24 protein-coding genes, 1 rRNA gene, 2 riboswitches and 1 other annotated feature are annotated in these 26,983 nt (G+C 36.6%); of the genes, 8 read left to right on the plus strand and 17 right to left on the minus strand.

Going from position 1 to position 26,983, the window contains the following annotated elements:
- From BUC25_RS17695 to BUC25_RS17715, 5 genes are all read right to left on the minus strand, one after another.
- Positions 1–229 (minus strand): 16S ribosomal RNA (locus BUC25_RS17695); the annotation flags it as partial.
- A 309-nt stretch (positions 230–538) separates the two neighbouring features.
- On the minus strand, positions 539–2,956 hold the full coding sequence (gene leuS, locus BUC25_RS17700; protein ID WP_073203207.1) for a leucine--tRNA ligase: 2,418 nt from the start codon (positions 2,954–2,956) through the stop codon (positions 539–541).
- A 93-nt stretch (positions 2,957–3,049) separates the two neighbouring features.
- Positions 3,050–3,263: a binding site (T-box leader), on the minus strand.
- Between the two features lie 496 nt (positions 3,264–3,759).
- On the minus strand, positions 3,760–4,125 hold the full coding sequence (locus BUC25_RS17705) for a hypothetical protein (protein WP_073203208.1): 366 nt from the start codon (positions 4,123–4,125) through the stop codon (positions 3,760–3,762).
- A gap of 13 nt (positions 4,126–4,138) precedes the next feature.
- The gene (locus tag BUC25_RS17710; protein WP_073203209.1) at positions 4,139–4,615 is read right to left on the minus strand and encodes a hypothetical protein; all 477 of its coding nucleotides are present in this window, start codon (positions 4,613–4,615) and stop codon (positions 4,139–4,141) included.
- Positions 4,612–5,112: an RNA polymerase sigma factor gene (locus tag BUC25_RS17715; protein ID WP_073203210.1), complete on the minus strand. Its 501-nt coding sequence runs from the start codon at positions 5,110–5,112 to the stop codon at positions 4,612–4,614. Before BUC25_RS17715 ends, BUC25_RS17710 begins: the two co-directional genes overlap by 4 nt.
- 499 nt (positions 5,113–5,611) lie before the next feature.
- Here BUC25_RS17715 and BUC25_RS19640 point away from each other — a divergent pair, with 499 nt between their 5' ends.
- Positions 5,612–5,710: a putative holin-like toxin gene (locus tag BUC25_RS19640; protein ID WP_244535212.1), complete on the plus strand. Its 99-nt coding sequence runs from the start codon at positions 5,612–5,614 to the stop codon at positions 5,708–5,710.
- Positions 5,711–6,288: 578 nt separating this feature from the next.
- Here BUC25_RS19640 and rlmN read toward each other — a convergent pair.
- On the minus strand, positions 6,289–7,356 hold the full coding sequence (rlmN, locus tag BUC25_RS17720; protein ID WP_073203211.1) for a dual-specificity RNA methyltransferase RlmN: 1,068 nt from the start codon (positions 7,354–7,356) through the stop codon (positions 6,289–6,291).
- 238 nt (positions 7,357–7,594) lie between these two features.
- On the opposite strand from rlmN, the gene ilvB reads away from it, so the two are divergent.
- Both ilvB and BUC25_RS17730 read left to right on the plus strand, forming a co-directional pair.
- Entirely contained in the window at positions 7,595–9,268 is a 1,674-nt protein-coding gene (gene ilvB / locus BUC25_RS17725; protein ID WP_073203212.1) for a biosynthetic-type acetolactate synthase large subunit, read from the plus strand.
- A gap of 277 nt (positions 9,269–9,545) precedes the next feature.
- On the plus strand, positions 9,546–9,746 hold the full coding sequence (locus tag BUC25_RS17730) for a cold-shock protein (RefSeq protein WP_035726336.1): 201 nt from the start codon (positions 9,546–9,548) through the stop codon (positions 9,744–9,746).
- Positions 9,747–9,793: 47 nt separating this feature from the next.
- Here BUC25_RS17730 and BUC25_RS17735 read toward each other — a convergent pair whose 3' ends face one another.
- Positions 9,794–10,090, minus strand: a complete 297-nt coding sequence (locus BUC25_RS17735) for a DUF488 domain-containing protein (RefSeq protein ID WP_425292881.1) — start codon at positions 10,088–10,090, stop codon at positions 9,794–9,796.
- A gap of 208 nt (positions 10,091–10,298) precedes the next feature.
- Here BUC25_RS17735 and BUC25_RS17740 point away from each other — a divergent pair, with 208 nt between their 5' ends.
- Positions 10,299–11,300 (plus strand): LLM class flavin-dependent oxidoreductase, encoded by a 1,002-nt coding sequence (locus tag BUC25_RS17740; RefSeq protein ID WP_073203214.1) that lies wholly within the window; start codon positions 10,299–10,301, stop codon positions 11,298–11,300.
- Positions 11,301–11,360: 60 nt separating this feature from the next.
- Here BUC25_RS17740 and BUC25_RS17745 read toward each other — a convergent pair whose 3' ends face one another.
- Both BUC25_RS17745 and BUC25_RS17750 read right to left on the minus strand, forming a co-directional pair.
- Entirely contained in the window at positions 11,361–12,152 is a 792-nt protein-coding gene (locus BUC25_RS17745) for an alpha/beta hydrolase (protein ID WP_073203215.1), read from the minus strand.
- Between the two features lie 16 nt (positions 12,153–12,168).
- Entirely contained in the window at positions 12,169–13,320 is a 1,152-nt protein-coding gene (locus BUC25_RS17750) for a serine hydrolase domain-containing protein (protein WP_139251861.1), read from the minus strand.
- Positions 13,321–13,554: 234 nt separating this feature from the next.
- Between BUC25_RS17750 and BUC25_RS17755 the strand changes: the two genes are divergently transcribed.
- Positions 13,555–15,039: an MDR family MFS transporter gene (locus tag BUC25_RS17755; RefSeq protein WP_073203217.1), complete on the plus strand. Its 1,485-nt coding sequence runs from the start codon at positions 13,555–13,557 to the stop codon at positions 15,037–15,039.
- A gap of 270 nt (positions 15,040–15,309) precedes the next feature.
- Here BUC25_RS17755 and BUC25_RS17760 read toward each other — a convergent pair whose 3' ends face one another.
- On the minus strand, positions 15,310–15,741 hold the full coding sequence (locus BUC25_RS17760; protein WP_073203218.1) for a cell wall hydrolase: 432 nt from the start codon (positions 15,739–15,741) through the stop codon (positions 15,310–15,312).
- 120 nt (positions 15,742–15,861) lie between these two features.
- On the opposite strand from BUC25_RS17760, the gene BUC25_RS17765 reads away from it, so the two are divergent.
- Complete coding sequence (locus tag BUC25_RS17765; RefSeq protein ID WP_073203219.1) at positions 15,862–16,137, plus strand: hypothetical protein; 276 nt, start codon at positions 15,862–15,864, stop codon at positions 16,135–16,137.
- Between the two features lie 648 nt (positions 16,138–16,785).
- On the opposite strand, the gene cobA is transcribed toward BUC25_RS17765, so the two are convergent.
- Together cobA and BUC25_RS17775 are read right to left on the minus strand one after the other, a co-directional pair.
- On the minus strand, positions 16,786–17,538 hold the full coding sequence (gene cobA / locus BUC25_RS17770) for a uroporphyrinogen-III C-methyltransferase (RefSeq protein WP_073203220.1): 753 nt from the start codon (positions 17,536–17,538) through the stop codon (positions 16,786–16,788).
- The gene (locus BUC25_RS17775; RefSeq protein ID WP_073203221.1) at positions 17,498–18,595 is read right to left on the minus strand and encodes an inorganic phosphate transporter; all 1,098 of its coding nucleotides are present in this window, start codon (positions 18,593–18,595) and stop codon (positions 17,498–17,500) included. The genes cobA and BUC25_RS17775 overlap by 41 nt, the downstream gene beginning before the upstream one ends.
- 211 nt (positions 18,596–18,806) lie before the next feature.
- A riboswitch (SAM riboswitch) is annotated at positions 18,807–18,905 on the minus strand.
- A 157-nt stretch (positions 18,906–19,062) separates the two neighbouring features.
- Positions 19,063–19,152: riboswitch (SAM riboswitch) on the plus strand.
- A 73-nt stretch (positions 19,153–19,225) separates the two neighbouring features.
- Between BUC25_RS17775 and BUC25_RS17780 the strand changes: the two genes are divergently transcribed.
- Complete coding sequence (locus BUC25_RS17780) at positions 19,226–20,323, plus strand: methionine biosynthesis PLP-dependent protein (protein WP_073203276.1); 1,098 nt, start codon at positions 19,226–19,228, stop codon at positions 20,321–20,323.
- Positions 20,313–21,482, plus strand: coding sequence for an aminotransferase class I/II-fold pyridoxal phosphate-dependent enzyme (locus tag BUC25_RS17785; protein WP_073203222.1), 1,170 nt, complete (start codon positions 20,313–20,315; stop codon positions 21,480–21,482). The genes BUC25_RS17780 and BUC25_RS17785 overlap by 11 nt, the downstream gene beginning before the upstream one ends.
- A gap of 604 nt (positions 21,483–22,086) precedes the next feature.
- On the opposite strand, the gene BUC25_RS17790 is transcribed toward BUC25_RS17785, so the two are convergent.
- Genes BUC25_RS17790 through BUC25_RS17810 form a run of 5 tightly spaced genes read right to left on the minus strand, consistent with a single transcriptional unit; the run spans position 22,087 to position 26,976 of the window.
- Positions 22,087–22,800 (minus strand): nucleoside phosphorylase, encoded by a 714-nt coding sequence (locus BUC25_RS17790; protein ID WP_073203223.1) that lies wholly within the window; start codon positions 22,798–22,800, stop codon positions 22,087–22,089.
- Positions 22,800–23,462: a sulfite oxidase-like oxidoreductase gene (locus tag BUC25_RS17795; protein ID WP_073203224.1), complete on the minus strand. Its 663-nt coding sequence runs from the start codon at positions 23,460–23,462 to the stop codon at positions 22,800–22,802. The genes BUC25_RS17790 and BUC25_RS17795 overlap by 1 nt, the downstream gene beginning before the upstream one ends.
- Before the next feature lie 18 nt (positions 23,463–23,480).
- Positions 23,481–24,404 carry an ABC transporter permease gene (locus BUC25_RS17800; protein ID WP_073203225.1) on the minus strand — a complete coding sequence of 308 codons (924 nt, stop codon included), beginning with the start codon at positions 24,402–24,404 and terminating at the stop codon, positions 23,481–23,483.
- Complete coding sequence (locus BUC25_RS17805) at positions 24,405–25,460, minus strand: ABC transporter permease (RefSeq protein WP_073203226.1); 1,056 nt, start codon at positions 25,458–25,460, stop codon at positions 24,405–24,407.
- On the minus strand, positions 25,453–26,976 hold the full coding sequence (locus BUC25_RS17810; RefSeq protein ID WP_073203227.1) for an ABC transporter ATP-binding protein: 1,524 nt from the start codon (positions 26,974–26,976) through the stop codon (positions 25,453–25,455). The genes BUC25_RS17805 and BUC25_RS17810 overlap by 8 nt, the downstream gene beginning before the upstream one ends.
- Positions 26,977–26,983 lie beyond the last annotated feature (7 nt).

The following is a 26,983-nucleotide window of genomic DNA, read 5'->3' on the forward strand; positions in this document are numbered from 1 at the left end:
GCCATCTTTCAACATGGTTTCATGCGAAACCATGTATTATCCGGTATTAGCCCCGGTTTCCCGGGGTTATCCCAGTCTTACAGGCAGGTTGCCCACGTGTTACTCACCCGTCCGCCGCTCGTTCCACGAACTTCCTCCCGAAGGATTCCGTTCGCTTCCCGCGCTCGACTTGCATGTATTAGGCACGCCGCCAGCGTTCGTCCTGAGCCAAGATCAAACTCTCAATAAAAGTTGTCTTGCGCACAGTTGTTAAACTGGCTTGTTTCATGTTTTTATCATACTGGTTGTTTTGTTCAGTTTTCAAAGATCAATGTCATTAAAGCGACAAATGAATTATATCAAATTCATCTATTATTGTCAATAACAATTCAACTCGTATAACGAGTCAACTTTTCATATGTTACAGACTTTTTTATAAAAAGTCAAGATAAAATTAAATTTTCATAATTCAATTAGTATTGTTCTTCAAACTTATATATTCTATACACTACTATAATTAACAAAAGCCATCCTATTCACGGATGGCTTTTGTAGGCTTTTAGTTAGCTACAACATTCACTAGTTTCCCAGGAACAACGATTATCTTTCGAACCGTTTTCCCTTCAATGCGTTCTTTTATAGCATCTAACTCTAAAGCTTTTTGTTCTATTTGATCTTTCGAAGCATTTTTATCAATCATCATTTTAGCACGGACTTTCCCCATAATTTGAATGACAATTTCCACTTCATCTTGTACTAATTTAGTTTCATCATATATCGGCCAAGGTTCATAGGATAGTGTTCCGTCATGACCTAGTAACTGCCAAATCTCTTCTGTTAAGTGTGGAGCTACTGGAGATAATAACTTCACAAAACCTTCCACATAATTTCTAGGTATCTCTTTTGCTTTGTATGCTTCATTAATAAACACCATCATTTGTGAAATACCTGTATTAAAACGTAAATCCTCAAAATTTTGCGTTACTACTTTTACAGTTTCATGATAGACTTTTTCTAAATCATCTGATCGATCCTGCTCAGTAACTTTCTCTGTTAATTGATTAATATCTGTTACAAGCAATCTCCATACTCGATCCAAAAACCTTCTAGCGCCATCCAATCCGTTTGTTGACCATGCAACAGAAGCATCTAATGGTCCCATAAACATTTCATATAAACGTAGAGTATCTGCACCATGAGTTTCTACAATTTCATCGGGATTCACTACATTACCTTTTGATTTACTCATTTTTTCATTATTTTCACCAAGGATCATTCCTTGGTTATACAATTTTTGGAATGGTTCCTTTGTTGGTACTACACCGATATCATACAAAAACTTATGCCAAAATCTAGCATATAGCAAGTGTAATACCGCATGCTCGGCTCCGCCAATATATACATCAATCGGTAACCATTCTTTTAATGTGTCAAAATCCGCTAGTTCTTCCGAGTTATCCGGATCGACATAACGCAAGAAATACCAGCAACTTCCTGCCCACTGTGGCATGGTGTTGGTTTCACGACGTCCAGCCATTCCAGTCTTGGGGTCAGTTACGTTTACCCAATCTTCAATATTGGCTAACGGTGATTCACCGGTTCCTGAAGGTTTAATCTCATCTGTTTTCGGAAGAACGATTGGTAAATCACTTTCAGGAACAGCAGACATTGAACCATCTTCCCAATGGATAACCGGGATTGGTTCACCCCAATATCGTTGGCGACTAAATAACCAGTCGCGTAGTCGATAGGTTACTTTACGTTCACCAACTCCATTTGACTCAAGCCATTCAATCGCTTTTGCAATACCGTCCTCTTTGTTTAGTCCGTTCAAGAAGTCTGAATTAATATGGGGACCATCACCTGTAAAAGCTTCTTTCTCTACATTGCCACCTTCTAAGACAGGCACAATTTCTAATTGAAACTTTTGAGCAAATTCATAATCTCGTTCATCATGTGCAGGTACTGCCATAATAGCTCCTGATCCATAAGTCATTAACACATAGTCCGCTACCCAAATAGGCAGTTTTTTCCCATTAATTGGATTAATGGCATATGCACCAGTGAAGACACCTGATTTATCTTTAGCTAAATCGGTTCTTTCTAGATCACTCTTTGTTTTTACATTATCAATATAGTCTTCCACTATTTGTTGTTGTTCATTGGTAACAACTTTTTCTACTAATGGATGTTCCGGAGCTAAAACAGCATATGTCGCCCCAAACAGTGTATCAGGTCTAGTAGTAAATACCGTAAAAGAGTCTGAATGGCTTTCAATCTTAAAAGTTACTTCTGCACCTTCTGATCGTCCAATCCAATTACGTTGCATATCCTTAATGCTCTCTGGCCAATCTAACTCATTTAAATCTTCTAGTAAGCGATCTGCATATGCAGTAATTTTTAACATCCATTGTTTCATAGGCTTTCTTTCAACCGGGTGTCCGCCTCTCTCACTTTTTCCATCAATAACCTCTTCATTGGCTAAAACTGTCCCTAAGGCAGGACACCAGTTGACAGGTACTTCGTCAATATAAGCTAAGCCCTTCTCATATAACTTTAAAAATATCCATTGCGTCCATTTGTAATAATCAGGATCCGTTGTATTTACTTCGCGGTCCCAGTCATAAGAGAAACCTAAGTCTTGAATCTGACGTCGAAAAGTGTTGATATTTTTTTCAGTGAATGCTGCTGGATCATTTCCAGTATCTAAAGCATACTGTTCAGCTGGTAAACCGAAAGCATCCCACCCAATCGGATGCAATACTTCATAGCCTTGCATTCTTTTCATTCTTGATAAGATATCTGTAGCTGTATACCCTTCTGGGTGCCCAACATGTAAACCAGCACCTGATGGATAAGGAAACATGTCTAGTGCATAAAATTTTTCCTTATCCGATTGAGTATTTGTTTTAAATGTTTTATTTTCTATCCAATATTTGCGCCATTTTTCTTCAATTTTAATATGATCAAACGACATTTCTCGCATCCTCCTTCAAACCAATAAATAAGCTTTATATTACGCAAAACTGAAACATATGTTCTTGAACGCAAAAAAATCCCCCTAATCCCATAATGGGACGAGAGAGATTCCCGCGGTACCACCCAACATTAGTGTTATCAGACTAACACTCACTTCATTTCCTTAACGCGGAAAACGACAAAAGCTACTAGATTTCACTTCTATAACATCTGAGGCGAGTTCGTAATGTATAGGAGTGACTCTCACCAACCGTCACCTCTCTTCACCTATACCATTTACTACTATTCCTCTTCATCGTTATTTATATAATGTATATAGTTAATCGGCTTTACTTTCTGATAGTGTAAAGAATAGTCTCGAATTTGTCAAGAAGACGCCTTACCATTCCATATCAAGCAAAGTTCGCTTAACATCCCGCAGGAGTGAAAGTGGTCGCGCTCGCTCTAAATGGATTCTACAACTGCTGTTACAGCTATCATTTTGATCTTTTTATAAGTATTTCGTTTACATAATACGGTAGTAACCTTTATTTAAGCTCTTGCATCTATTGTAGATTTTTAACTAGCGTAGACATTCGCATCCACTCCTATGGAATTCGTTTTTCCTGAAGATCCACTTTTCCATGCCATGTAAATAAATAAACCGACACCCTATGAAAAGGTGTCGACAGATTGTCGAGAATGCTTTTTTACTGTAAAAAAACCATTCCTAGTGCTCACATCTTAATAGAGAACCCCTATTCTGACACTACTCTCTATTGTAACGAACATAATGATGCATTAATCATCTTCATTATTTTCCTAAAAACTAATTAACCCAGGGAACCACACAAATATAAAACACAGAATGAAACATACACCTAAAATGATCATCGTGTACCTCTTTATCTTTTTATCGAGTGAATTAGTATTATATTTGTACAAAACAGGTACTAATGCTACACCTATAATAGAAGAAAGAACGATACCAAAACCAATAATGCCATAGGTCATCCCTTCCCAACCATTATCTGTGCTTAGTAACCCATACCCAGTACAAAGGATCGCTAACAAAAAGACGATGATGGGGGGTATAAATAAAAAATTTGTTTTATTGATTTTCAGATAACTGTAAAACAAAACATTTAACCCCAGAAAAAAACCAAATAAAATATAAACGAACAACATATACGTACCCTCCTTATATGAAATAAGAAATAAATTGACTACCAAACAAAAGAACGCCAACGTCAAACACTAGAAAGCCTACAAAGATTTTGGGTTTTAAAAAAATATACGTGAGTAGCAACAGAAAAATGGCGGACGGAAGATAAAATATCGTAATGCTCGCTTGTAACACATCTTCAAATAAAGAAGGATACGTTTCAAAAGAATTTCCAAAGACGATATACAAAAGAACACCGATCCTTACAAGTATCGTAAAGACCAATACCCCTATATTTAATTTTCTTAAACTTTTCAAAGGCGTAATATGGGCCTTACTCGAACTGTTATCAATAGTTGGTATTTCGGTTTTTTTAATGTCTGTGCGTAAATGACGGCATTCCTCACAAGTATTCACATGGTCATGAATAATACCTTTTACGGTCTCATCTACCTCTTCCTCCAAAAACAGTAATTCTTGAACAAGTGTATGAATTTTTTCTTCACCGTTCATTTTTTCACCTCCATTTTTACCAGTCGCTTTTTGATACGAAATACTTTTGATTTAAGGTTTGGTGTCGTTAAATTGAAAAGGTGTTCCATTTCTAAATAACTATAACCATAATATTCTTTCGCCAATATAATCGCCTTGTCAATCGGATCTAATGTATTCAATAATGTCTCTAATTGATGGTTCACTAATACTTCTTTTTCTGTCGATGTTGGTTCTATAAGTAATTGCTCGATTAATTCTTCATCGTTTAATAAAACGGATTTCTTTTTTTTGTGATAATCGAGGAATGCATTTTTAGCACATGTGAGCAACCAGCTTCTGGTATACGTCACCTTAAAAATATTTTCAGGATTAAATAGAATACGAGTGAATAGATCTTGAAGAATATCTTCTGCAACATTTTCATTTTTGGTTAAACCTATAAGAAAATTCCGTAAAAATAAATAATTTTCGTGATAAACTTTCTCAATATAATCGAATGGTTTTTCCCATCGCATAATGAAACCCCTCTATTCTCCCTCTAATAATAAGACGATTAACTCCAATTAACGTTGCAATTTTTTAAAAACATCAAATATAATTTAAGTATAACAGTTAATTTTTTACATAAAACATGTTTTCTGTTTATTGCATTTTAATACAAAAAAAAGAGGTATTCGCTTGAATACCTCTTTCCGATCTAACAGTTATTCACATTTCCAAACCTTCCAATTACAGCAGACGCATTGGTTGGATAGGTCGATCGGAGAAGGAGATCCAGGCATATTTTCATTTGACGCACTAGTATTCTCTGCATCGCTATATGCAATACACAATGGCATTTCATGATTAAATATAATCAACAAAACGATTACAATCCTTGCTATCACAGTAATTCATAATAAAAAACAAAGGAGATAAACGGTAATATATGGTATAATAGAGAATAGGTACTCATTCGACAACTTGTACCAAACGAATAGGGTGGTTGGTGTTATCCCCAAAGGGGGTGATGCCATGACGACGTTTCAGGCTTTGACACTCATGATCTCGTTTACGACGATGATCATTGCGCTAATTGCTGTCGTTGTCGCTATTTTAAACGCAAAAAAATAGCCCCCTATTCTAGTCAAATGGGTAAGGGCTATTTTCTAGTCACATACTAGATAACGCCAATCCCCTATTCAAAGGATGGGTATCTAGGGACCGCAGTTACCGCTGCGGCCTTTTTTAATATGTCTTTTCTTATTACTTAGTATACCACATTTCCACGAAAAAGAAACCCGTTATTTATCACGCACAGATAACGTCCGGTATTCATCGATGTGCTTTGCATGATGGTGTAGCAATGTCTTAAAGTCTTTTGCTAAATGTCCCCGAATCGACACATGGGCCATCTCCGGTGTACCGAGATGAAACGCATGCCGGTGATAAACGTCGGTGCGCCTTCGAAGATAATTTCTGTGATCGGATTATCACTATACGCTTCGACTTGTGATTCTTGGGTGTTTACTTGAAAAATTAATCTTGTGAGATTATTGTGACAAAATCCCACATGTAGAATCGAAAACAGATTCTTCCCGATTCTTAATACTTCAATAAACGTAGCAACTCCTTATACGCAGAAAAATCCAAACGGTTCAATGTCAATTCGTTTGGATTTTTTACTTAAAAGTTGTTTTTATACCAGCTTCTTATGCTTTTTGTTTATCTTTTTTAATTTGTTTACTACGAAGTTGACCACAGGCAGCATCTATGTCTGTTCCGTGTTCAACTCTAACACCACAATTGATACCATTTTCTAATAGTACTTGATAAAAGTCTAAAATCGCTTTTTTCTCACTTCGATCATATTGATTATGTTCATCTACGGGATTATAAGGAATCAAATTCACATAAGATAAATGTCTCTTATCCTTTAACAAAGTTACAAGTTGCTTTGCCTCTTCCTTATGGTCATTAACATCTTTCAATAAAATATATTCAAACGTAATTCGACGATTTGTTTTTTCCAAATAGTAATCAATAGCTGGCATCAGTTTCTCCAATGGAAAAGCCTTATTAATTTTCATGATTCTAGTCCGCAACTCATTATTGGGTGCATGTAACGATAAAGCTAGGTTCACTTGTAAATTCTCATCGGCAAAATCATATATTCGTTTAGCTAGTCCGCTAGTAGAAACGGTTATATGACGCGCGCCAATCGATAAACCATTCTGATCATTGACAATTCGCAAAAAGTCCATCGTATTATCATAGTTATCAAACGGTTCTCCTATTCCCATAACTACAATATGACTGACACGTTCTTCTTTACCTTTTGTATCAAGATGCTTCTGGACATTCATAATTTGCTCGACAATTTCTCCAGCATCCAGATCTCTATTTTTGGTAAGTAACCCACTAGCACAGAATGAACAACCTATATTACATCCAACTTGAGTTGTTACACAAACAGAGTAACCATAACTAAACTTCATTAAGACCGTCTCAATTAAGTTCCCGTCTGTTAACTTAAATAGAAACTTTATCGTGCCGTCTTTGGATTCCTGTTTTATTTCTTCTGTTAAAGACCCTAAATGAAAGTTTTCTTCTAATACTAGTTGACAATCTTTATTTAAATTATACATTTCTTCAAATCTGTCTACTCTTTTCTTATATAACCAATCCCAAACTTGCTTAGCACGAAATTTTTTTTGTCCATGTGTTACAAGCCAGTCTTTTAATTGATCGAATGTTAATGAATAAATAGAGCTTTTCATGTAAAATCCCTCATTTCAAATAGCTCGTTTTTTCCATCATATCATAATACTAAAAATCCAAATAACACGCAAGTTATTTTTTCAAAAGAAGGAAAGTAAAAGATTAAACCAATAGTAAGATTCGTGATAAAAATCACTGCTGAATACTCTAAATCACCTTACAATAAGTAAGGCATCAACAGTGACGACGATTACACCGTGCCAAAGAAGGAGAATGTACAAAGGGGGATGATTTATAGTGCAAAGAGTACAAAATACTTTTCAAAACCAATGCGGTCAGCTATTTATTGAATCATTCAAGAACGAAAATTGTGACACCGTGTTTGGCTCTGTTTACCAATCGATATTTCTGAACAAAGAAAAAGGTTTTCATCATCAACAACTAACACATGAACAATCTATAATACATGCGGCAGATGGATATGCTCGTGCGACTGGAAAAGCAGGAGTGGCTTTTGTTACCACTGATTTCGGAATTACTAACGCTGTGACAGGTATTTCAACTGCCCAAATAGATGGGATACCTCTGCTTGTTTTTATCCAAAAAAATCAATACACAGATGAATCTTTGGATGTTGAGACAATTACTAAACCTATTTGCAAGCATTATTTTCATCTTAAACGTCCTGAAAATATTTCTAGTATCATTGAAGAAGCAAACAAATTAGCCTTAAGTGGTCGTAAAGGCGTTGTTATTATTGAGTTCTCAAGTAGTTTATTTATGGAGGAAAGTGTAATTACCATTCAGTCTAAACAGCTTTCATCTATAGAGAGAGTGGAAGCACAAATTCCAATAAAACAGCTTGATAACATCATCCACCAAGTACACGAGGCAAAAAAACCTATTCTTTTAATTGGAGGAGGAGTCATCCGTTCAGGAGCGAGCAGTATTGTAAATGATTTTATTAAAAAAACACAAATACCTTTTACAAGTACATTAATGGGTTTAGGTGCCATCGGTGTTGAGAATCCGTTGCATTTAGGCATGGTTGGTATGCACGGAACATATGCTGCGAATAGAGCAGTCCATCAATGTGACTTACTAATTTGTCTGGGTATCCGCTTTAGTGATCGAATTACTGGAAAAACAAAAGGCTTTTCTCCTAATTCAATCAAGATACAGATAGAGATCGATCCGGCGGAAGTTAATAAAAATGTAACTGTGGACTTACCAGTTATTGGAGACATTCAGAAAGTCCTAACAATGGTTGTGGATAGACTAGCTGATTTTCATGCAAATCATTGGGGAAAGCAAGTTATCAAATGGAAAAAAACTTCTCCTCAATTTTCGAATTCTACCAATTTACTAAAACCAGATGAAATCATACGCGAAGTTCATCGTTTTTCTCCTGAAAATACAGTTATCGCAACAGATGTTGGACAGCACCAAATGTGGACTGCGCTTCATTATCCATTTAACCGTCCTCGTCAATTGTTAACCTCTGGTGGGTTTGGGACCATGGGGTACGGTTTACCTGCAGCAATAGGAGCAGCTGTTAGTGGTAAAAATCACCCGGTTGTTTGTTTTACAGGAGACGGCAGCATTCAGATGAATATTCAAGAGTTATATCATGTCGCTAAAAATAAATTAAATGTAAAAGTAATCATATTGCGTAATGGTTATCTTGGAATGGTTAGACAATGGCAACAGTTATTTTACAAAAACAAATATTCACAAGTCAAAATAACTTCACCCGATTTTCTTTCAGTTGCTGAAAGCTTTGGCATCAGTGGTTATCGTGCTACTAGTTATGAAGAAACGATAAAAATTATTCGAAAAGCTTTCTCTAACGATCAACCAGCACTATTAGATTTCGTTATCGAAGAAGAAGTAAATGTATATCCGATCGTTCCACCTGGCGGGAATAACACTGATGCCTTACAGAGTGAAGATCTTTCAACATTAAAATAAAGCTTTTCATATTCGGACGAGGTATATTGTAACGTTAAAAAGTTCTTCTATCGTATACATGAAGACAAATTTCAATAAAATAGTTTCATGAAATACAACAATTTTATGAATTTTTTTGTGCCTGCCCTTGCAATTTCATTATTCACTTGCTATAATAAATGTAGCTATTTTGTTCGATGACACCTTCAAGTATCGTAACGTTAAGTTTTCGTTTTGAGGCAAGAGCAAGAATAGTAATACATTTGTGTGATCGGTTCACACTAGGAGGAAAAGAATTATGGTACAAGGTACAGTAAAATGGTTTAACGCAGACAAAGGTTTTGGATTTATCGAAGTTGAAGGACAAGACGATGTATTCGTTCACTTCTCTGCTATCCAAGGCGAAGGCTTTAAAACACTTGAAGAAGGTCAAAGCGTAACTTTCGACATCGAAGAAGGTAACCGTGGACCACAAGCAGCTAACGTAGAAAAAAACTAATTTAGCTCTTTATAGAAAAGACGCTTATGCTTAGGCATAAGCGTTTTTTATTTAGTCAATAATTCCTTTAAGATAACTACATGATTATACTTTAACTCTTTCGTTGCAAATACTAACGTAATATCTCCATTTTGCTTTTGATAATAGTTCTTCAGCTGTTCTAAGGCTTCTTTTTTTTCTGAATCTGTTTGTAATTCTTCTACATACGCTTGCTTAAAGCTTTGAAATTTATCTGGATCATGGCCAAACCATTTTCTTAACTTTGTAGATGGACCAATCTCCTTTAACCATACATCTAATTGTGCATTCTCTTTGTAAACACCTCTTGGCCAAACACGATCCACCAAAATTCTACAACCATCTTTACTGCTTACTTCCTCATAGATTCTTTTTAATTGAATAATATCCCACCTTTAGAGAAGATTTTTACTTCATCGTGTTACTACAGTGCTGAAATTAAATGTTTTCCTTGCGCTCGAGCAAATTAGTAGACCTTTCTTATCTTGAAGCGTATCATTTCTTACATGCTCAAGTAAATTAAGGAGTGATTTTATGTCGAAACCATTTTCAAATGTAAAATTTTCTATATTAGATTTAGCACCTGTTTTAGCTAAAAAAAGTGCTTCGTTATCCTTTCAAAACAGTGCAGATTTAGCAATCCATGCTGAACACCTAGGTTATCACCGGTATTGGTTGGCTGAACATCATAATATGCCTGGGATTGCCAGTTCTGCTACATCACTTGTCATAAGTCATATCGCCAGTCATACAAAAAAAATACGAGTTGGTGCTGGTGGTATTATGTTACCCAACCATGCTCCCTTAGTTATCGCAGAACAATTTGGTACATTAGATGCGCTTTATCCAGACCGTATTGATCTAGGCTTAGGACGTGCTCCCGGAAGCGATCAGGCAACAGCATTTGCATTAAGACGAACATTAAATAGCAGTCCAGATGATTTTCCTAATCAAGTCGAAGAGTTAGAAACCTACTTCGAGGGAACTGCTAGAGTAAAAGCGGTACCTGGTAAAGGAGCTAATGTCCCTTTATGGTTGCTTGGATCTAGTGATTTTAGTGCACGTTTAGCTGCGGAAAAAGGTCTACCTTTTGCCTTTGCTAGTCACTTTTCACCAGATTATACGATACCTGCACTTCGAATTTACCGTGAACGTTTCACGCCATCAAATCAACTTAGTAAACCACTTGCAATGGTTGGTGTCAACATTATTGCCGCTGAATCTACCGAGAAAGCTAAATGGTTAGCAACGTCACAACAACAACAATTCTTGTCATTGATTCGTGGTGCACCGTCCGAACTGCAGCCACCAATCGACGATATTGATAACGAGTGGTCCATCTACGAAAAAGCCTCCGTTGAGAAGTCGGTTAATAGTAAAACTACGATCATTGGAGATAAAGATGCTGTACGTGAAAAATTAGCGGCCTTTATCGAAGAAACCGAAGCAGATGAAGTCATCATTAATTCGCAAATTTATGATCACGAGGCAAGAAAGAAATCGTATCAGATTGTTTCTGATATTGTGAACGAATAATTTTATGAAGAAAGAGGACAAACGCAATGAAAGAATTTGCATTTGTCCTCCTGCTTATTTTTACCGACTTCTTATCGGGAGCCAAGCAAGTACCTCTTGAATTTTTTCGTCCCAATAGCCCCACTCATGTGTTCCTTTTGTAAAAGTATGAGCTAATGGCAAGTCCATTTCTTCCGCATATTGATGAAACTTTTTATTATCTTCCCATAAAAAGTCTTCCGTTCCACAAGCCTGAAATAACTTAGGAATCGATTCACCAGTTTTTCGCAACTGACGGATTAAATAAAATAGATCTTCTTCCGTATTTTTTAAAGATGAATCACCATACACATGGAATAACGCTGCATTAACTGGGTTTTCTTCCTGTTGAACTGAATTCACATGATTAGCGATATCTAATACTCCAGATAAACTTGCTGCTGCTGCGAAATCCTGTGGCTTTCTTAGCGCCCATTTAAATGCACCATATCCTCCCATCGATAGACCTGCAACAAAATTGTCTTCTCTATTTGATGATAACGGAAAAAAAGACCTTGCAATTCTAGGGAGTTCTTCTGAAATAAATGTCCAATACTTCTTACCATATTCCATATCCGCATAAAAACTATGATCAACTTGTGGCATTACCACTGCAATTCCATACTCTGCTGCATACCTTTCAATCGAGGTTCTTCTTGTCCAGATCGTATGGTCATCACTAAAACCATGCAACAAGTATAGAGTGGGGATTTTACCTTCATTTCGATTGTTTTTTAGTCCGATCTGTGTAGATGTCTCTTCAGGTAAAATAACTGTCATTGATGTGCTAATTGTTAATACTTCAGAAAAAAAGTCGCATTTTATTAAAGCCATATTATCTCCCTCCCTTTTAGTTTAAACTTCCATAAATAATGTTGCGGATTCTAGGCTGATGATACGTCTCGAAATTTGGTAACATCTGCTGCATATAAACTGCTGATAATTGTTTTTTAGGATCGATAAAGACATAGGTGCCTGCTAAACCAGACCAGCCAAACTCTCCTAATGTACTGTTACTTCCACCTTTCGCTTGATCGATCATCACTCTAACACCTAATCCGTATCCATAGCCATTATCGTAATTCCAGCCTAACTCGGGTATCATTTCTTCAGGTAAATGGTTTTGAGCCATTAATTGAATGGTGTTGTTACTTAGTAACGTAACACCTTCACTGGTACCACCTTGTGCAAGACAATGGGCAAATTTCTGATAATCTTCCAAAGTAGAGTGCAAACCTGCACCACCACTTTCAAAAACAGTAAGTGGTTCTGCATCACTATCTATCCAAGTATTCTCAACTAATTGTCCATTATCCTGTCGATCATATATCTTTGCTAGTCGGTTTTTCTTAGCAATAGGTATCTTAAAGAAGGTATCATTCATTTTAAGTGGCTGAAAAATCTTTTGGTGCAAATATGCTCCTAATGACATTCCTGTAATTACCTCTATTAATGCTCCGATAACATCATGACTAAGACCATATTTCCAGTGAGATCCAGGATGAAATTCCAATGGATTATTAGCCAAAGCGATCGATAACTCTCTTAGTTTCGACGTGTGTTCTTTTACTTCTTTTTCTTTTATCTCAGCCATCACTTGCCTAGTCAATTTTTCCACTTCTGTTGCTTCCCCACCATATGTAATACCTGATGTCATTGTAAAAAGGTCTTTGATTAAAATATCCCTTTCAGCTTCTATTACTTTTCCATTTTCTAATACTTTCATATTTTTAAATTCTGGTAAATAATCGGATAAAGGATCTGTTAATAAAAAGTCACCGCTTTCTAATAACTGCAAGCCAGCAACACAAGTGACTAACTTTGACATCGAATAAATCCGATAAATCGTATTATCTTTTATTGTTTTTTCCTTTTGTAGGTCTGCATAACCGAAGTAATTTTCGTATAAAGTTTGATTTTCTTTTCTGACAGATAGGGCTACACCTGCAGCACCCTTCTCAGTAAATTTCGTTAATACTTTATCTAGTCGATGTTCCAACATATTAAACCTCCTTATGATATCGCTTTCTTTATTTTACCATAAAGTGTGATTTGAATGGGTGTTTTAGACTTCCACTCTGCTCAACGATACTTATTAGGAAATTAGCTTCCGTTTATACCTATTACGAACAGTACGTCTTGAAAAAAGGTACTTTCCAATACATTCCATTTGTTTTTTCTGATACAATAAAGTGAGACTTAATAATAGAAAAAACAAAAAAGGGCTGAGTTTAACATGGTAGATCAAAAAACCAACCGTCCACTCGTTTTAGTAGCACTTGTACTATCCATGTTTATGGCAGCAATTGAAGGAACTATTGTCGCCACTGCAATGCCTAATATCGTAGCAGACTTAGGTGGGTTTTCTTTATATAGTTGGGTGTTTTCAAGCTTCTTATTAATGCAAGCAGTAACTACTATAATATATGGAAAATTAGCTGATCTATTTGGCAGAAAACCTGTTTTTATTATTGGTGTCATTATATTTCTTATCGGCTCCATTTTGTGTGGTATCGCACCAACAATGGGAGCACTTATCATTTTCAGACTGATTCAGGGGCTTGGCGCAGGAGCAATACAGCCTATCGTAACAACGATAGTTGGTGATATGTATACAGTCGAAGAACGTGCCAAAGTACAAGGCTACCTGGCAAGTGTTTGGGGAGTATCATCTGTAATAGGTCCTCTCTTAGGTGGAATAATCGTTCAGTTTATCGATTGGGCTTGGATTTTTTGGATGAATATTCCTATCGGCATCTTAGGACTGATCGGTGTCATCATCTATTTTCATGAGAAAGTGGACAAAGAAAAAAAATCGATTGATTATCTCGGTTCAAGTTTATTCTTTATTGCAATTTCAGCGTTAATTGTAGTTTTTGTACAAGCAGGAACGAATTGGGCATGGCTCTCCATAGAAGCAATTAGTCTATTATTGCTTTTCTTTATTAGCATTAGTATCTTTATCTGGCAGGAAAAACGAGCACCATCACCAATGATGCCACTTTATTTATGGAACAACAAACTAATTGTAATCGCTAACCTTGCTACACTGCTTTCAGGGATGATCATTTTAGGGTTATCGAGCTTTCTTCCAACATATGTACAAGCTGTTATGGGGGAATCTGCCATAGTGGCTGGTTTTACCTTGAGTACTCTTTCGATTGGCTGGCCGATTTCAGCAACAATTGCAGGTCATCTTGTTTTAAAGATAGGATTTCGTTGGACAGCTTTCACTGGCGGCTTCGCATTATTTGTTGGAACATTTTTATTTTTTATGCTTGATGCAGATAAAGGACCGGTTTACGCAGGAATTAGCTCATGTATCGTAGGTATCGGTATGGGGCTTACTTCAACAACATTTATTGTTGCTATTCAAAACACCGTAACTTGGCATGAACGAGGAGCCGCTACCTCACTTAATATGTTTATGAGAATCATTGGTAGTGCTTTAGGGGCTTCTTTTTTAGGTGGTCTACTTAATATGCAGTTACAAAATTATTATCAAAAAAAAGGGGAAGATATCGAGATAGCCGGCACGGATATGTTATTAGACGAGGGAATGCGAGAAACCATTCCCACGGAAACACTTGCTTCCATGCAAGATGGTCTCACCTTTGCTCTACATACTGTTTATACAGGGTTATTTGTTATCGGTTCACTCACTTTTGTGTTACTTTGGTTTTTCCAAAAAGTTCAACTCAAAAAAGGGACTGAAAAATAACCGGTAAAACCAATTCATAGCGTTGGCCGCCACTGCATAGAAAACAATAGAAAAGCTTTCTTTAATAGATGTTGCACATGTGCCGTGGTAAAAGTGAAGTGGGGAGACGGGCGATTTCCTTGCAAACTCTCATAATAAATAACATAACTAGTTAACTATATCTTCATTTATTTCACCTTTGAACTTGCTTATAAAAAAGAAGGATTATGTGACGACATGAAATTAGGTCACATAATCCTTCTTTCATCCTTATTAGTTTTCTGCATTCTCTTAAAAGGTTTCAAATACGCTTTGGCATTCAGATTCTGTGGGTGTGAAGAAACAATGACTTTTAAATCTACCCGTGTTCCATTGACCAAACCATTGCTCAGGACAGCTTCCTTCTGGACGGAAAAACCAAAGTGCATAACTAGCGGGGTGATTTCGTTCTCCACCAATTGATCTTCGAGCCAACCGGATTTCTTTTTCTCGTGCTCGTTGATAAAAATAACCTTTTTGGGTTGCTTCAAATCCACCTGGGCTCTGAAATACCATACGATTTATTGTATTAATATCTTCAAAATCTAAACAACGTGCTTTCACACGATTCACTCCAACATTCCCTACCATTAACATACCCAGCTTCCCATCGCCTTCTGCTTCTGCTCTCATTAAACGTGCTAATAACCTCACATCTGCTTCATTAGCTTTAATAACTGCCATATCGATACCTCCTCTAGTTCCTTTATATTCAAACAGACCAAAATAATGAATGTCCGAATCCGAATACAGCGCTGTAATCCCTTTCATGGTATGCTATAATACAAGTAGGAGGTGTGGCTGATGCAACTTAGCAATTTTATCTTACACAAGGATATTTTGTTGATCCATGCTGATATTAATGGGAATGATTATGTCTTCACAGTTAAGTGGACAACGATTGAAAATAAAAAAGGTGGAACATGGGAATTGAAATCCTATTTAAATAATTCTAATGGTAAAAAAGACTTAACAGATAACCAGATAGAGGAATTTTTAGAACGTATAAACCCAAATTGGGACTGGGAAAAGGACCAACAGCAAATTTTAAATATCATAAAAGATGAGTCTGAAAACTAACCTATTTTGTTAACATCACATACCAACGATACAATAAAGATTGTTGCGCATTATAAGGAAACTGCGCAATAAATGATGTTGTAATTTTGACATGATGTGTGAGCTTAGCAATCGCTTAGGCTTGTCCGCTTCTCTTTCCATGGGTTTTTCTCCTCAGCTAACTTTGGTAAGTAAAGACCACTTACCAAAGTGGATCTTCGGAGAAAAATATCCCATAGGAGTAGAAGCGGACGCCTACGCTAATTTGATATTTTACAACGCTAGTATGAGGTAGCATTATGCTATTCCTCACATAAAAAATTTGTTGATTGCAGTAACAGCGCAAAATGCTAACTGTTGCAACAATTGTAGAATATTATTATAGCGCAGGCCGCCCACTTTCACTCCTGTGGGAATGTTTTACCTGAAGATCCACTTTTTCAAGTGCTCTTTGCTTGAAAAAGTTAGCTGAAGGGAAAACCCCACGGAAAGGGAAGTGGGCAGCCGGAGCGATTTACTAGTCCATAACACATTTCAAAATTACCACTTCGGCAATGAAATATACATCCAGTTTTACGTAGTTCCTTCCTAATACGTATGAAATTCTAATTGATTCAAATTTGAATTGTTTTTATAAACTTTTTTTGTCTCAACCTCATCGCTCTCTTCTTATAATGAGATCGTTTCACATTGCTCTTTAAACCATTTGATCTTGTCATGTAACTTTACTACTTCTCCAATCACAATCATGGAAGGATTGCTTACCTCATCTAACCTTTCAACAATGGTTTGCAAATCTGCAACAATTGTTTTTTGATGAGATAGTGTACCCCAGTGAATAATCGCGACAGGTGTAGTACCCGATAATCCTGCTTCTTTTAATTTCTCACAAATAATTGGAAAATTTTTAATACCCATATAAAAGCATAGCGTTTCGGTACCGTGAGCAATATGACGCCATTCATCTATTGTTTTTGCTTGCGGATTGGCACCATTAATAAAACTAACGGACCCACTTATATGTCGATGGGTAAGAGGGATACCAGCATAAGCAGCAGCACTAATTCCTGATGTTATTCCTGGTACAACTTCATAACCGACCTTCCTTTCCTCTAAATATAGAGCTTCTTCCCCACCTCTTCCAAAAATAAAAGGATCTCCGCCTTTTAAACGTGTTACTACCTTCCCTTTCTGTGCATAGTAGATTAACTGTTCATTAATACGTTCTTGAATCACCCCGTGTTTGTTAGGTTCTTTCCCACAAAAAATCCTTACAGCATCTTCACGTGCATGTTCCAGAATGGTTTTATTTACTAATCGATCATATAAAATTACATCCGCTTCCTTAATCGCTCTTACTCCTTTTAACGTTATTAATTCTTCATCTCCTGGACCTGCTCCCACTATATATACTTTTCCCATGATGATCCCATCCTTTTCCTGGAATAATTTTTGTTGGTGTCTCTCGGAATCGCACTAATATATACGTCGCTAAAATAGCAAGGAAAAGTAGTATGACTTGATCAAATGAATATTGAACCAGAATCTCTGTTAAAGAAAACGCAGATATTAACGAGACAATTGGTGAAGTCACCCACACTTTTGCTATCTGATGAATAATCTTTTGTTTCCATACTAACGTTAGGTCATTACTTGCACTGATACCAACAATCGCTGATGTCGTAATTTGCGTCATTGGTATTGGGACTCCTAATAAGGAAGCTCCTACAACTAAACTTCCTGTAGCACTGGATATTACAATTCCATTCCCTAATGAAAGTGACGTGATTTTTCTTGCATTTGTTTCCAAGACTCTTCCACCAAAGAAAATACTGCCTAAGGCAACAATGACAGCCATAAATGGTAAGCCAAATTCCATCGAAGCAATCCCTGCACCTACCAATGGACCTAGAGCATTTGCAACATTATTCATTCCAGCAGCGATCGCTTCCACTATGCCAGTTATAAGCAATAAGATAGCTAATATTTTTCTGGGTGGCCTAAAATCAATATATTTCTGAAAAAGAAGTCTGAGCCTCTCAAGACAAAAGGTAAACAAAAACGCGACAACAGGTACAATCACCCAAAAAGAAATAATCCACAGCACCGTGTTAGTATTTAGTTGCTGGTAACTTAACCCTACACCTATAATTGCACCTACCGTTACCTCACTTGTCGATAAGGGTATTCCAATATAGTTTGTGATCAAAATTGTAAAAGCAGCAACCAATAAAATAATACAGGCTACCTTTACATCTAATATTTGTTCAGGAATGATTCCCTTACCTAAAGTATTTGTAACAAATTGTCCGCCAAACACAGCACCGATAACCGCTCCTATTCCAGCAATCAACAGTGCATTTATTCTTTTATTAACTACGTGACTACCGTAAACAATACTCATACTAGCAGCAGAACCACTTGCACCTATATTAAATGCAAAAATACATGCTGCTGCAAAAGCAATAACTGTGAACATCGGCGACTACCAACTCTCTCGCTTCAGCGTTTAAATATCTATAACTCTAATCTTCAAATAAATTTTACGAACACTATGATTAATTCAATAGGATAACTTGGAATTGGAGTATAGAAATCCTTTCACTTACTTAGTATTTATTTGTAATACTTTAATTGTTTTTCTAAAATCAAAAAAACTTCTACTTTGACGGATAAAGTAGAAGTTCGTTCTCTTATCTGCCAAGAATTTCTTGCTGGATGTAGCACAGTGCTTTCGCCTGTTGCTGAGAATTCTCAGGGCCAGTTCCCTCCTTCTCTCTGGATAAGTTTTATTTATTTTTCATTTTTTTCCATTTTTTGTTGCGATGTACATACTATAATTCATTATAAAAAAAAAGTCAATAGACAGTTTTTCTATATTTTTCATTGTAATTTTTTCCTTTTTATTGTATGATAAATGTATTAAATTTCCAAATATAATGTAAATCCTTATCAAGAGAGGTTTAGGGACTGGCCCGTTGACACCTCAGCAACCAGCATGAAATTGTATGGTGCTAAATCCAGAAAAGATAAGAAGATTGTATCCTTAACCAGAGGCCTTCTACTTATCGGAGGTCTCTTTTATTTGGATAGAAAGGGCGGATCGAAAATGGAATATATAGAAACAATACTTGCGCAAATTGGCAATAGAAAAGACAAACGTACTGGAGCTGTCGAAGCACCGATCTATCTATCGACAGCATTTCAACATCCGACACTTGGTCAATCTACCGGATATGATTACAGTCGGACCACTAATCCAACAAGAGAAATTGTTGAAGAAGCAATCACCAAACTGGAAAAAGGTGTTAAAGGATTTGCTTGCTCGTCAGGAATGGCAGCAATTCACCTTGTATTTTCCTTATTTAAGAAAAAAGATGAAATCTTAATCTCAGAGGATATATACGGTGGCACATATCGACTTTTTCAGCACTTTGAGCAATCATATCAGATAAAACCAATATATGCAGAAACCGATCAATTTGAGATTCATTTAACGAGCAACACAAAAGCAATATTTATCGAAACTCCAACAAATCCTTTACTGCTAGAAATTAATATAGAAGAAATAGCATCTTTTGCAAAAAAACATGAATTATTATTAATCGTAGACAACACCTTTTATACACCGTATCTGCAACAACCTTTAACAGAGGGAGCCGACATAGTTGTCCATTCTGCAACCAAGTACCTTGGTGGACATAATGATGTATTAGCAGGACTAGTTGTCGTCAACAACCAATCATTAGCTGACAAATTATTCTACCTACATAATGCCATTGGTGCTGTTCTTTCACCACTCGATTCCATGTTGCTAATTAGAGGTATGAAAACTTTATCTTTAAGAATGGAAAAACAACAAGAGAATGCCAAGCATCTAGCAGCGTTTTTATTAGGTATATCTGATGTTAAAGATGTTCTCTACCCTGAAAAAGGAGCAATGATCAGCTTCCGTGTTTCGAGTGCTGATATCATACCAACTTTCCTGGAAAACTTAAAGATTATCTCTTTTGCTGAAAGTTTAGGTGGGGTCGAGAGTTTTATTACCTACCCAGCTACTCAAACACATGGGGACATCCCGAAAGAAGAACGAGAAAGAAGAGGAATTTGTGACAGATTATTACGCTTCTCTGTCGGGATTGAACATGTGGAAGAACTTAAACAAGACATTCAGCAAGCATTAGGAGGAAGTAAAAATGACTTATAAAAAACAAACAACATTAGCACACGGCGGACATCATCAAGGTTACCATGAAGAAGCTACTGGTGCGGTTAATACACCGATATACTTGTCATCGACATTTCATCAAAAACAACTGAATGAAATGGGACCTTATGATTACACCAGATCCGGAAACCCTACCAGAACCCAATTGGAAAAAACAATCGCTTCTTTAGAAAATGGAACAGACGGTTTTGCTTTTTCATCTGGTATGGCTGCTATTTCATCCGCCTTTATGTTATTACATTCCAATGATCACATCGTTATTTCAAAAGATGTATACGGCGGCACATTTCGTTGTGTAACACAATTACTAAGTCAGTTTTCAATTAGTCATACCTTTGTCGATATGACAGATATTGATGAAGTAGCACGAGCTATTCAAAGTAACACTCGGGTTATTTATATGGAAACTCCCGCTAACCCTCTTTTACAAATTACAGATATTAGAGCTATTGTGGCATTAGCAAAAGAAAACAACTGCTACACTTATCTAGATAATACGTTTATGACGCCATTACACCAGCAACCATTAGACTTAGGAGTAGATATTGTATTACATAGTGCAACTAAATTCCTTTCAGGTCATAGTGACATTGTAGCTGGATTAGCTGTAACAAAAGATAACAGATTAGCAGAAAAGCTATCATTTGTGCAGAACACGTATGGTGCTGTGTTGAGTGTGCAAGATTGTTATCAATTGCTACAAGGAATGAAAACGTTGGAACCTCGTTTTAACAAAAGTACTAGGTCTGCTCAACAAATTGCAGAGCATTTATCCAATCATACTTCCATTGAAAATATTTATTACCCTGGATTAGCAAGTCATCCAGGTGCGGATGTTCATGCCTCCCAATCTACGAGTCCAGGAGCTGTTTTGTCTTTTGAATTAAAGAAGGGGATCGATGTTCAGCAATTTGCAAATCACGTAAGTTTGCCGGTAATTGCTGTTAGTTTAGGTGCAGTTGAATCGATTTTATCTTATCCTGCCACAATGTCACATGCAGCTATGCCAGTAGAGGAAAGAGAAGCGAGAGGAATCAGTGACCGTCTATTCCGTCTTTCAGTGGGCATTGAAGACGTAGAAGATTTACTAAACGACCTAGAAAACGCACTAAACCAAAGCACCGCAGTGAAATTGTAAACATAAAAAGAATGCTACGTAATAAAGATACCGGAACATAACTACTTCTTTTAATTTCAAACTCAAACGGTGAAATTCATAGTGTTAAGATACTTTTCAATAAATGGGGGTGGTAATTTTGAAATGTATTAATTACTAGATACCCGCTCCGTCTGCCCACTTCCCTTTCCATGGGGTTTTCCCTTCAGCTAACTTTTCCAAGCACAGATCGCTTGAAAAAGTGGATCTTCAGAGAAAACATTCCCACAGGAGTGAAAGTGGACGGCCTGCGCTAATATATTAGTTCTACAACTAGTATAACAGGTAGCATTTTGAGCTTTTACTCCAAATAATGTTTTTCAAATTATAGAAATACCAATAAGCTTCCTGATAATAGCGTTGTAGAATATCAAATTAGCGTAGGCGTCCACTTCCACTCCTGAGGGATTAGCATGATCTGAAGATCCACTTTGAAAAGTGTTTTTCTTTTCAAAGTTAGCTGAAGAGCATGCCCCTCGGAAAGCGAAGTGGGCAAGCCGGAGCGATTGGCACGCTCATATATACTGTCAAAATGACCACACCAATTATTGCGTAGTATCTTCTTAATACTTGTCTTAACTTCTATCTAATTTGTTAAGGCATTTAAAGCGATGATAACAGCTTGATCGATTGCTTGTTTAATTTGATCTGTGTGTGGATTGTAGTCTTCGGCTAGATTTGAGTCTGCATATCCATCTATTGCAACGATAGCCCCAGCTTTTACTTGACGTATGCTCGCAATCGAATATAATGCAGCGATTTCCATTTCAACTGCCAAGACGCCAGCTTCTTGGTATTGTTGATGTGGAAAAGGTACAACGCCTTGATAAAATACATCAAGTGTCAGTGTTATTCCTGAAAAGATAGGAAAGCTTACTTTCTTTGTTTCAGCTAACAGTTTATTTGAAACGGAAAGATCTGCTACAGCCGGAAATCCTTTTGGTACAATTTGACTGGAAAAGCCGTCCGTACTTACAGAGGCAGTACTTATTACAAGACTTCCCGGTCTTACTTCTTTCTGGTAAGAACCAGCCGTACCAACACGTATAATCTCCTCTACTCCGCCTTGTATGAGCTGTTCAAAACATACAGCTGCACCTGAAGCGCCTACCCCATGACTTACAACCGCAATATATTCATTATTAAAATAACCTACATAGGTGTAATACTCCCGGTTCTGAGCTAACAATTTATTCTCTTCTAAGCTTTTAGCAATCAATGTAGCCCTATCAGGATCCCCGCATACGATCACCTTTTTCGGCAATTGATCAGCTTCTACTTTAAGGTTTGATAAATACATCAATCATACTCCTTCTTTTGCCACTCATCTTCTGGCATATAAGCATCTTCGATAGAAAAACGCTCTTCCTTAAATGGATCGCCATAATTATGAAAGTCATTTCGTTCCCAAAAACCCTGTCGATCTTCTTTCATAAATTCGATGCCACGGATCCATTTAACACTTTTCCAAAAATAGAGATGTGGTACTACAAGTCGAAAAGGATAACCATGTTGTGGTGTCAGTGGCTTACCATCATAGCTATGTGCAATTAATATATCATTTTTCAGTAAATCTTCTAATGGAATATTACTGTCATAATCGTAATCGCCATAAACCATTACATATTTCGCTGTATCTTTCACACCAATTTCTTTCAAAAAGTCAGTGAATTTTACACCAGTAAAACTGTTATCAAACTTGGACCAACGTGTTACACAATGGATATCACGAACAATCGTTGTTTGAGGCAGACTCATTAAATCCTCATAATTAAATACTACTTCTTGCTCTACTTCACCAAAAACCTTTAATGACCACTTATCAAGATCATATTCAGGCACTTCACCTTCATGTAAAATCGGAAATTTCTTTGTTAGTGTTTGTCCAGGTGGCAGACGATCACCATATTTTTCATTTCTCGGTGGTACTTTTGCTTTTTTTAAACGATCTGCTTTTTTCATCTTATTCCCCTCCTATGCTTATCTTGAGCTTCCTTGGCTATTTTTCATCGCATTTAATTGGGTACGATCTTTAAAGATAAACATCGCTAAAATGGTTATTACGTATGGAAGCATTAAGGTAAAGTTTGTCGGTATATTTAACCCTTGAAATCTAATACTAATAGCTTCTGTGAAGCCAAATAAACTGCTTGATAAAAACACTCCGATTGGATTAGATTGACCTAGCATCGTAGCAACTAATGCAATAAAACCACGACCTCCTGTCATATTTTCACTAAACATCGTTACTTGGCCTAAAGACAGTTGCACGCCTCCGAGAGCACATAATATCCCAGAAATAATCACCGCTTGGTATTGAATTTTTTTGATTTTAATTCCTTGGCTTTTGGCTGCGACAGGATTTATTCCTACAGCATCAAAGTGAGAACCAAGCACACTTTTTTTCAAGAAGATATACATTGCTATCGTAATTAAAATCCCCAAGTATACGACTGGCGATTGACCTGATAAAAGATTACCTAGTAGTGGTATATCATCAATAACCGGAATTCGCCATGTCGGTAAACCTACCATTTCATTATTGTAATATGCCCCTTGCACATCAAATATCGTTCGTAATGCAAAAGTAGTTGCCCCAATTGATAGAAAGTTTATAGCTATTCCAGTTACGATCATATTTGCTTGCAGGTGAATCACCATGTATCCAAATAATAAAGAGAATATTAATGTACCAACAACTGCGATCAGAATGGAAAGCCATATATTGTTAGTAAATGCGTTAGCTGCAACACCTATAAAAGCACCCATTAACATTAATCCATCTAGACCAACATTAAAAATGCCCACCCGAGCACATATTGCACCACCTAATCCTGCTAATAAAAGAGGGGCCATCATTCGAAGTGTAGAATCTATTAAAGATAAATCAAATAAACTACTCATTTATTTTGCCCCCCTCTTTCTTTTTGATTTGATAAATGCCATTGTAAACTTGGCTGAAATAAATAAGATAAGGACCGCTTGAATAATATCAGATATTGCATTAGGTACATCTGTATTTCGTTCAACTCCTAATGCCCCTGTATCCAATGCAGCTAAAAAGATAGCTATGATAGCTGTCCCCACTGGATTCGAGTTCGCTAACAAGGCTGCCATAAGTCCGGTCCATGCAAATTGAGGTGTCGTTAAAGCTCCTTCTATAAAGCGATAATGCATACCCATTACTTCCACACTTCCAGCTAGTCCGGCTAACATTCCACTTATTAACATGCTAATAAACATTACTTTCTTACGATTAATACCACCATATTGCGCGAAGAACATATTTTGTCCTAACATTCTCACTTCATATCCAAAAGTGGTTCGCTTAATTATAAAAGCAAGCAATATAGTGATAATAATCGCTAGCACAAAACCATAGTGTACATTCATACCGGTTAGTAATTTCGGAAGCTTACTAGCATCTTCTACCATGACAGAATGTGCCACTCCACCTGAGCTAGTTGTGTCGCGGAATGGTTCACTTACTAAATATCCGGCAAAAAGAACCGCAATATAATTTAGTAACAAGGTAGAAATAAGCAAATTAATTTGAAATTTTTGTTCCATCCACCCAGCAAAAAATGATAATAACCCCGCAATCAGCATACCTGCTCCAATTGAAATGACTAAATTCAGAAAACCTTGAAAAGGTAAATATACGGTTACGATAGCTGTAGTGACGGCTCCCATCACAAGTTGTCCTTCAGCACCTAAATTGAAAAAACCAGCGCGAAAAGCAAAGGCGACACCTAAACCTGCTAATATGATTGGTATCGAACGTTCTAATGTATTCGATAAGAAATATAAGCTTCCAAATGCACCCTCCCACATTTCACGGTACGTTAAAAAAACTGATTCTCCAGCTAAAAGAATAGCAATCGTTCCTACAGCTAGTCCTACAAATATCGCAAAAACAGGTTGGATGATATTTGAGATATGTCCTTTCATTTTACTCATATGTACCACCTGCCATCAGTAAGCTCAGCTTTTCTTCGCTTACATTTTCTCTGTCAAATTCACCAACAATTTTTCCTTCGAACATTACTAAGACACGATCAGATAATGCTAATATTTCTGATAATTCCGATGAAATAAGTAATACTGCATCACCATTGTTACGTTTCTCGATGATTTGCTCATGAATAAACTCCATTGCACCAATATCAACTCCACGAGTAGGCTCGGCTGCAAGTAGTAACGGTGTATCTTTTTGAATTTCTCGTGCGGCAATTAATTTTTGTAAATTACCACCAGATAAATATTGTGCACTAGTATTAATAGAGGATGCTTTCACATCAAATCGCTTAATACTGTTATTTACATAAGAATGAATTTTCCCTTTGTTTAAGATACCTCTTTGGGCTAAAGGAGATTTTCGATAATCTGTCATGATCAGATTATCAAGAATACTAGCTGATTTAGCTGCCCCCCACAAATAACGGTCTTCTGGAATATGTGATAAACCTCTATCTCTTATCTGTCGAACGGAATGATTGGTGACATCATGATCATTTATGCGAATCTTTCCAGCACTAGTTTTTACCAAACCAGTTATTGCTTGAATTAACTCAGATTGTCCATTACCAGATACCCCTGCAACACCTACAATTTCTCCTTGATGTACTTGAACTGAAATGTTTTCAACAGCAGCTTTATTTTTTGAATCATTCACATATACTTGGTTAACATCTAATACTGCTTTACCACTTGTTACTTTAGGCAATTGTTTTTTTTGTAACTCTCTTCCAACCATTAACCGCGACAATTCTTCTGTATCTGTTGCTTCTTTTTTTAATGATCCTGATACTTTTCCATCTCTTAGTACGGTTATCCGATCGGCCACTTCCATGACTTCATTTAATTTGTGGGTTATCAGAATAATACTTTTCCCCATTTTTACTAACTCTCTTAAGCTATTTAGTAAATCCTTTACTTCTAATGGTGTTAGAACCGCAGTAGGTTCATCTAATATAATGATCTCTGCACCTTGGTATAATACTTTTAAAATTTCTACACGTTGTTGGACACCAACCGGTGCATCTGAAATTTTTTGATTAGGATTTATCTCCATTCCAAATTTCTTAGCTAACTGTTCGACTTCCTGATTCGCTTTTTTTCGATCATAACGCCATTTTTTTCTTGGTTCATGATGAAAAACAACATTTTCAGCAATTGTGAAAGATGGAAACAGCATAAAATGTTGATGAACCATTCCAATTCCTAATCCAATAGCATCATTTGGGCTTTGAATCTTTCTTTTTTTGTCATGAACAAAGATGTCGCCACTTGTTGGTTCTTCCATACCATACAACATTCTCATCAGTGTTGTTTTTCCAGCACCATTTTCACCAACAATCGCATGTATCTCTTGTTTTACTAATGAAAAGTCAATCTGATCATTAGCCGTAAATTCCCCATATTTTTTGGTAATCCCACGAAGTTCTAACAAATCCTCACCTTCTTTGCAAAGCATTATAAAG

The organism is Gracilibacillus kekensis (assembly GCF_900143085.1).
Lineage (GTDB): Bacteria > Bacillota > Bacilli > Bacillales > Amphibacillaceae > Gracilibacillus > Gracilibacillus kekensis.

What these genes read in the sequence shown, in the direction of transcription:
- leuS (WP_073203207.1), bottom strand. Translation starts at nt 2,956, where the DNA reads ATGTCGTTTGATCATATTAAAATTGAAGAAAAATGGCGCAAATATTGG.
- BUC25_RS17705 (WP_073203208.1), bottom strand. Translation starts at nt 4,125, where the DNA reads ATGTTGTTCGTTTATATTTTATTTGGTTTTTTTCTGGGGTTAAATGTT.
- BUC25_RS17710 (WP_073203209.1), bottom strand. Translation starts at nt 4,615, where the DNA reads ATGAACGGTGAAGAAAAAATTCATACACTTGTTCAAGAATTACTGTTT.
- BUC25_RS17715 (WP_073203210.1), bottom strand. Translation starts at nt 5,112, where the DNA reads ATGCGATGGGAAAAACCATTCGATTATATTGAGAAAGTTTATCACGAA.
- BUC25_RS19640 (WP_244535212.1), top strand. Translation starts at nt 5,612, where the DNA reads ATGACGACGTTTCAGGCTTTGACACTCATGATCTCGTTTACGACGATG.
- rlmN (WP_073203211.1), bottom strand. Translation starts at nt 7,356, where the DNA reads ATGAAAAGCTCTATTTATTCATTAACATTCGATCAATTAAAAGACTGG.
- BUC25_RS17730 (WP_035726336.1), top strand. Translation starts at nt 9,546, where the DNA reads ATGGTACAAGGTACAGTAAAATGGTTTAACGCAGACAAAGGTTTTGGA.
- BUC25_RS17740 (WP_073203214.1), top strand. Translation starts at nt 10,299, where the DNA reads ATGTCGAAACCATTTTCAAATGTAAAATTTTCTATATTAGATTTAGCA.
- BUC25_RS17745 (WP_073203215.1), bottom strand. Translation starts at nt 12,152, where the DNA reads ATGGCTTTAATAAAATGCGACTTTTTTTCTGAAGTATTAACAATTAGC.
- BUC25_RS17750 (WP_139251861.1), bottom strand. Translation starts at nt 13,320, where the DNA reads ATGTTGGAACATCGACTAGATAAAGTATTAACGAAATTTACTGAGAAG.
- BUC25_RS17755 (WP_073203217.1), top strand. Translation starts at nt 13,555, where the DNA reads ATGGTAGATCAAAAAACCAACCGTCCACTCGTTTTAGTAGCACTTGTA.
- BUC25_RS17760 (WP_073203218.1), bottom strand. Translation starts at nt 15,741, where the DNA reads ATGGCAGTTATTAAAGCTAATGAAGCAGATGTGAGGTTATTAGCACGT.
- BUC25_RS17765 (WP_073203219.1), top strand. Translation starts at nt 15,862, where the DNA reads ATGCAACTTAGCAATTTTATCTTACACAAGGATATTTTGTTGATCCAT.
- cobA (WP_073203220.1), bottom strand. Translation starts at nt 17,538, where the DNA reads ATGGGAAAAGTATATATAGTGGGAGCAGGTCCAGGAGATGAAGAATTA.
- BUC25_RS17775 (WP_073203221.1), bottom strand. Translation starts at nt 18,595, where the DNA reads ATGTTCACAGTTATTGCTTTTGCAGCAGCATGTATTTTTGCATTTAAT.
- BUC25_RS17780 (WP_073203276.1), top strand. Translation starts at nt 19,226, where the DNA reads ATGGAATATATAGAAACAATACTTGCGCAAATTGGCAATAGAAAAGAC.
- BUC25_RS17785 (WP_073203222.1), top strand. Translation starts at nt 20,313, where the DNA reads ATGACTTATAAAAAACAAACAACATTAGCACACGGCGGACATCATCAA.
- BUC25_RS17790 (WP_073203223.1), bottom strand. Translation starts at nt 22,800, where the DNA reads ATGTATTTATCAAACCTTAAAGTAGAAGCTGATCAATTGCCGAAAAAG.
- BUC25_RS17795 (WP_073203224.1), bottom strand. Translation starts at nt 23,462, where the DNA reads ATGAAAAAAGCAGATCGTTTAAAAAAAGCAAAAGTACCACCGAGAAAT.
- BUC25_RS17800 (WP_073203225.1), bottom strand. Translation starts at nt 24,404, where the DNA reads ATGAGTAGTTTATTTGATTTATCTTTAATAGATTCTACACTTCGAATG.
- BUC25_RS17805 (WP_073203226.1), bottom strand. Translation starts at nt 25,460, where the DNA reads ATGAGTAAAATGAAAGGACATATCTCAAATATCATCCAACCTGTTTTT.
- BUC25_RS17810 (WP_073203227.1), bottom strand. Translation starts at nt 26,976, where the DNA reads ATGCTTTGCAAAGAAGGTGAGGATTTGTTAGAACTTCGTGGGATTACC.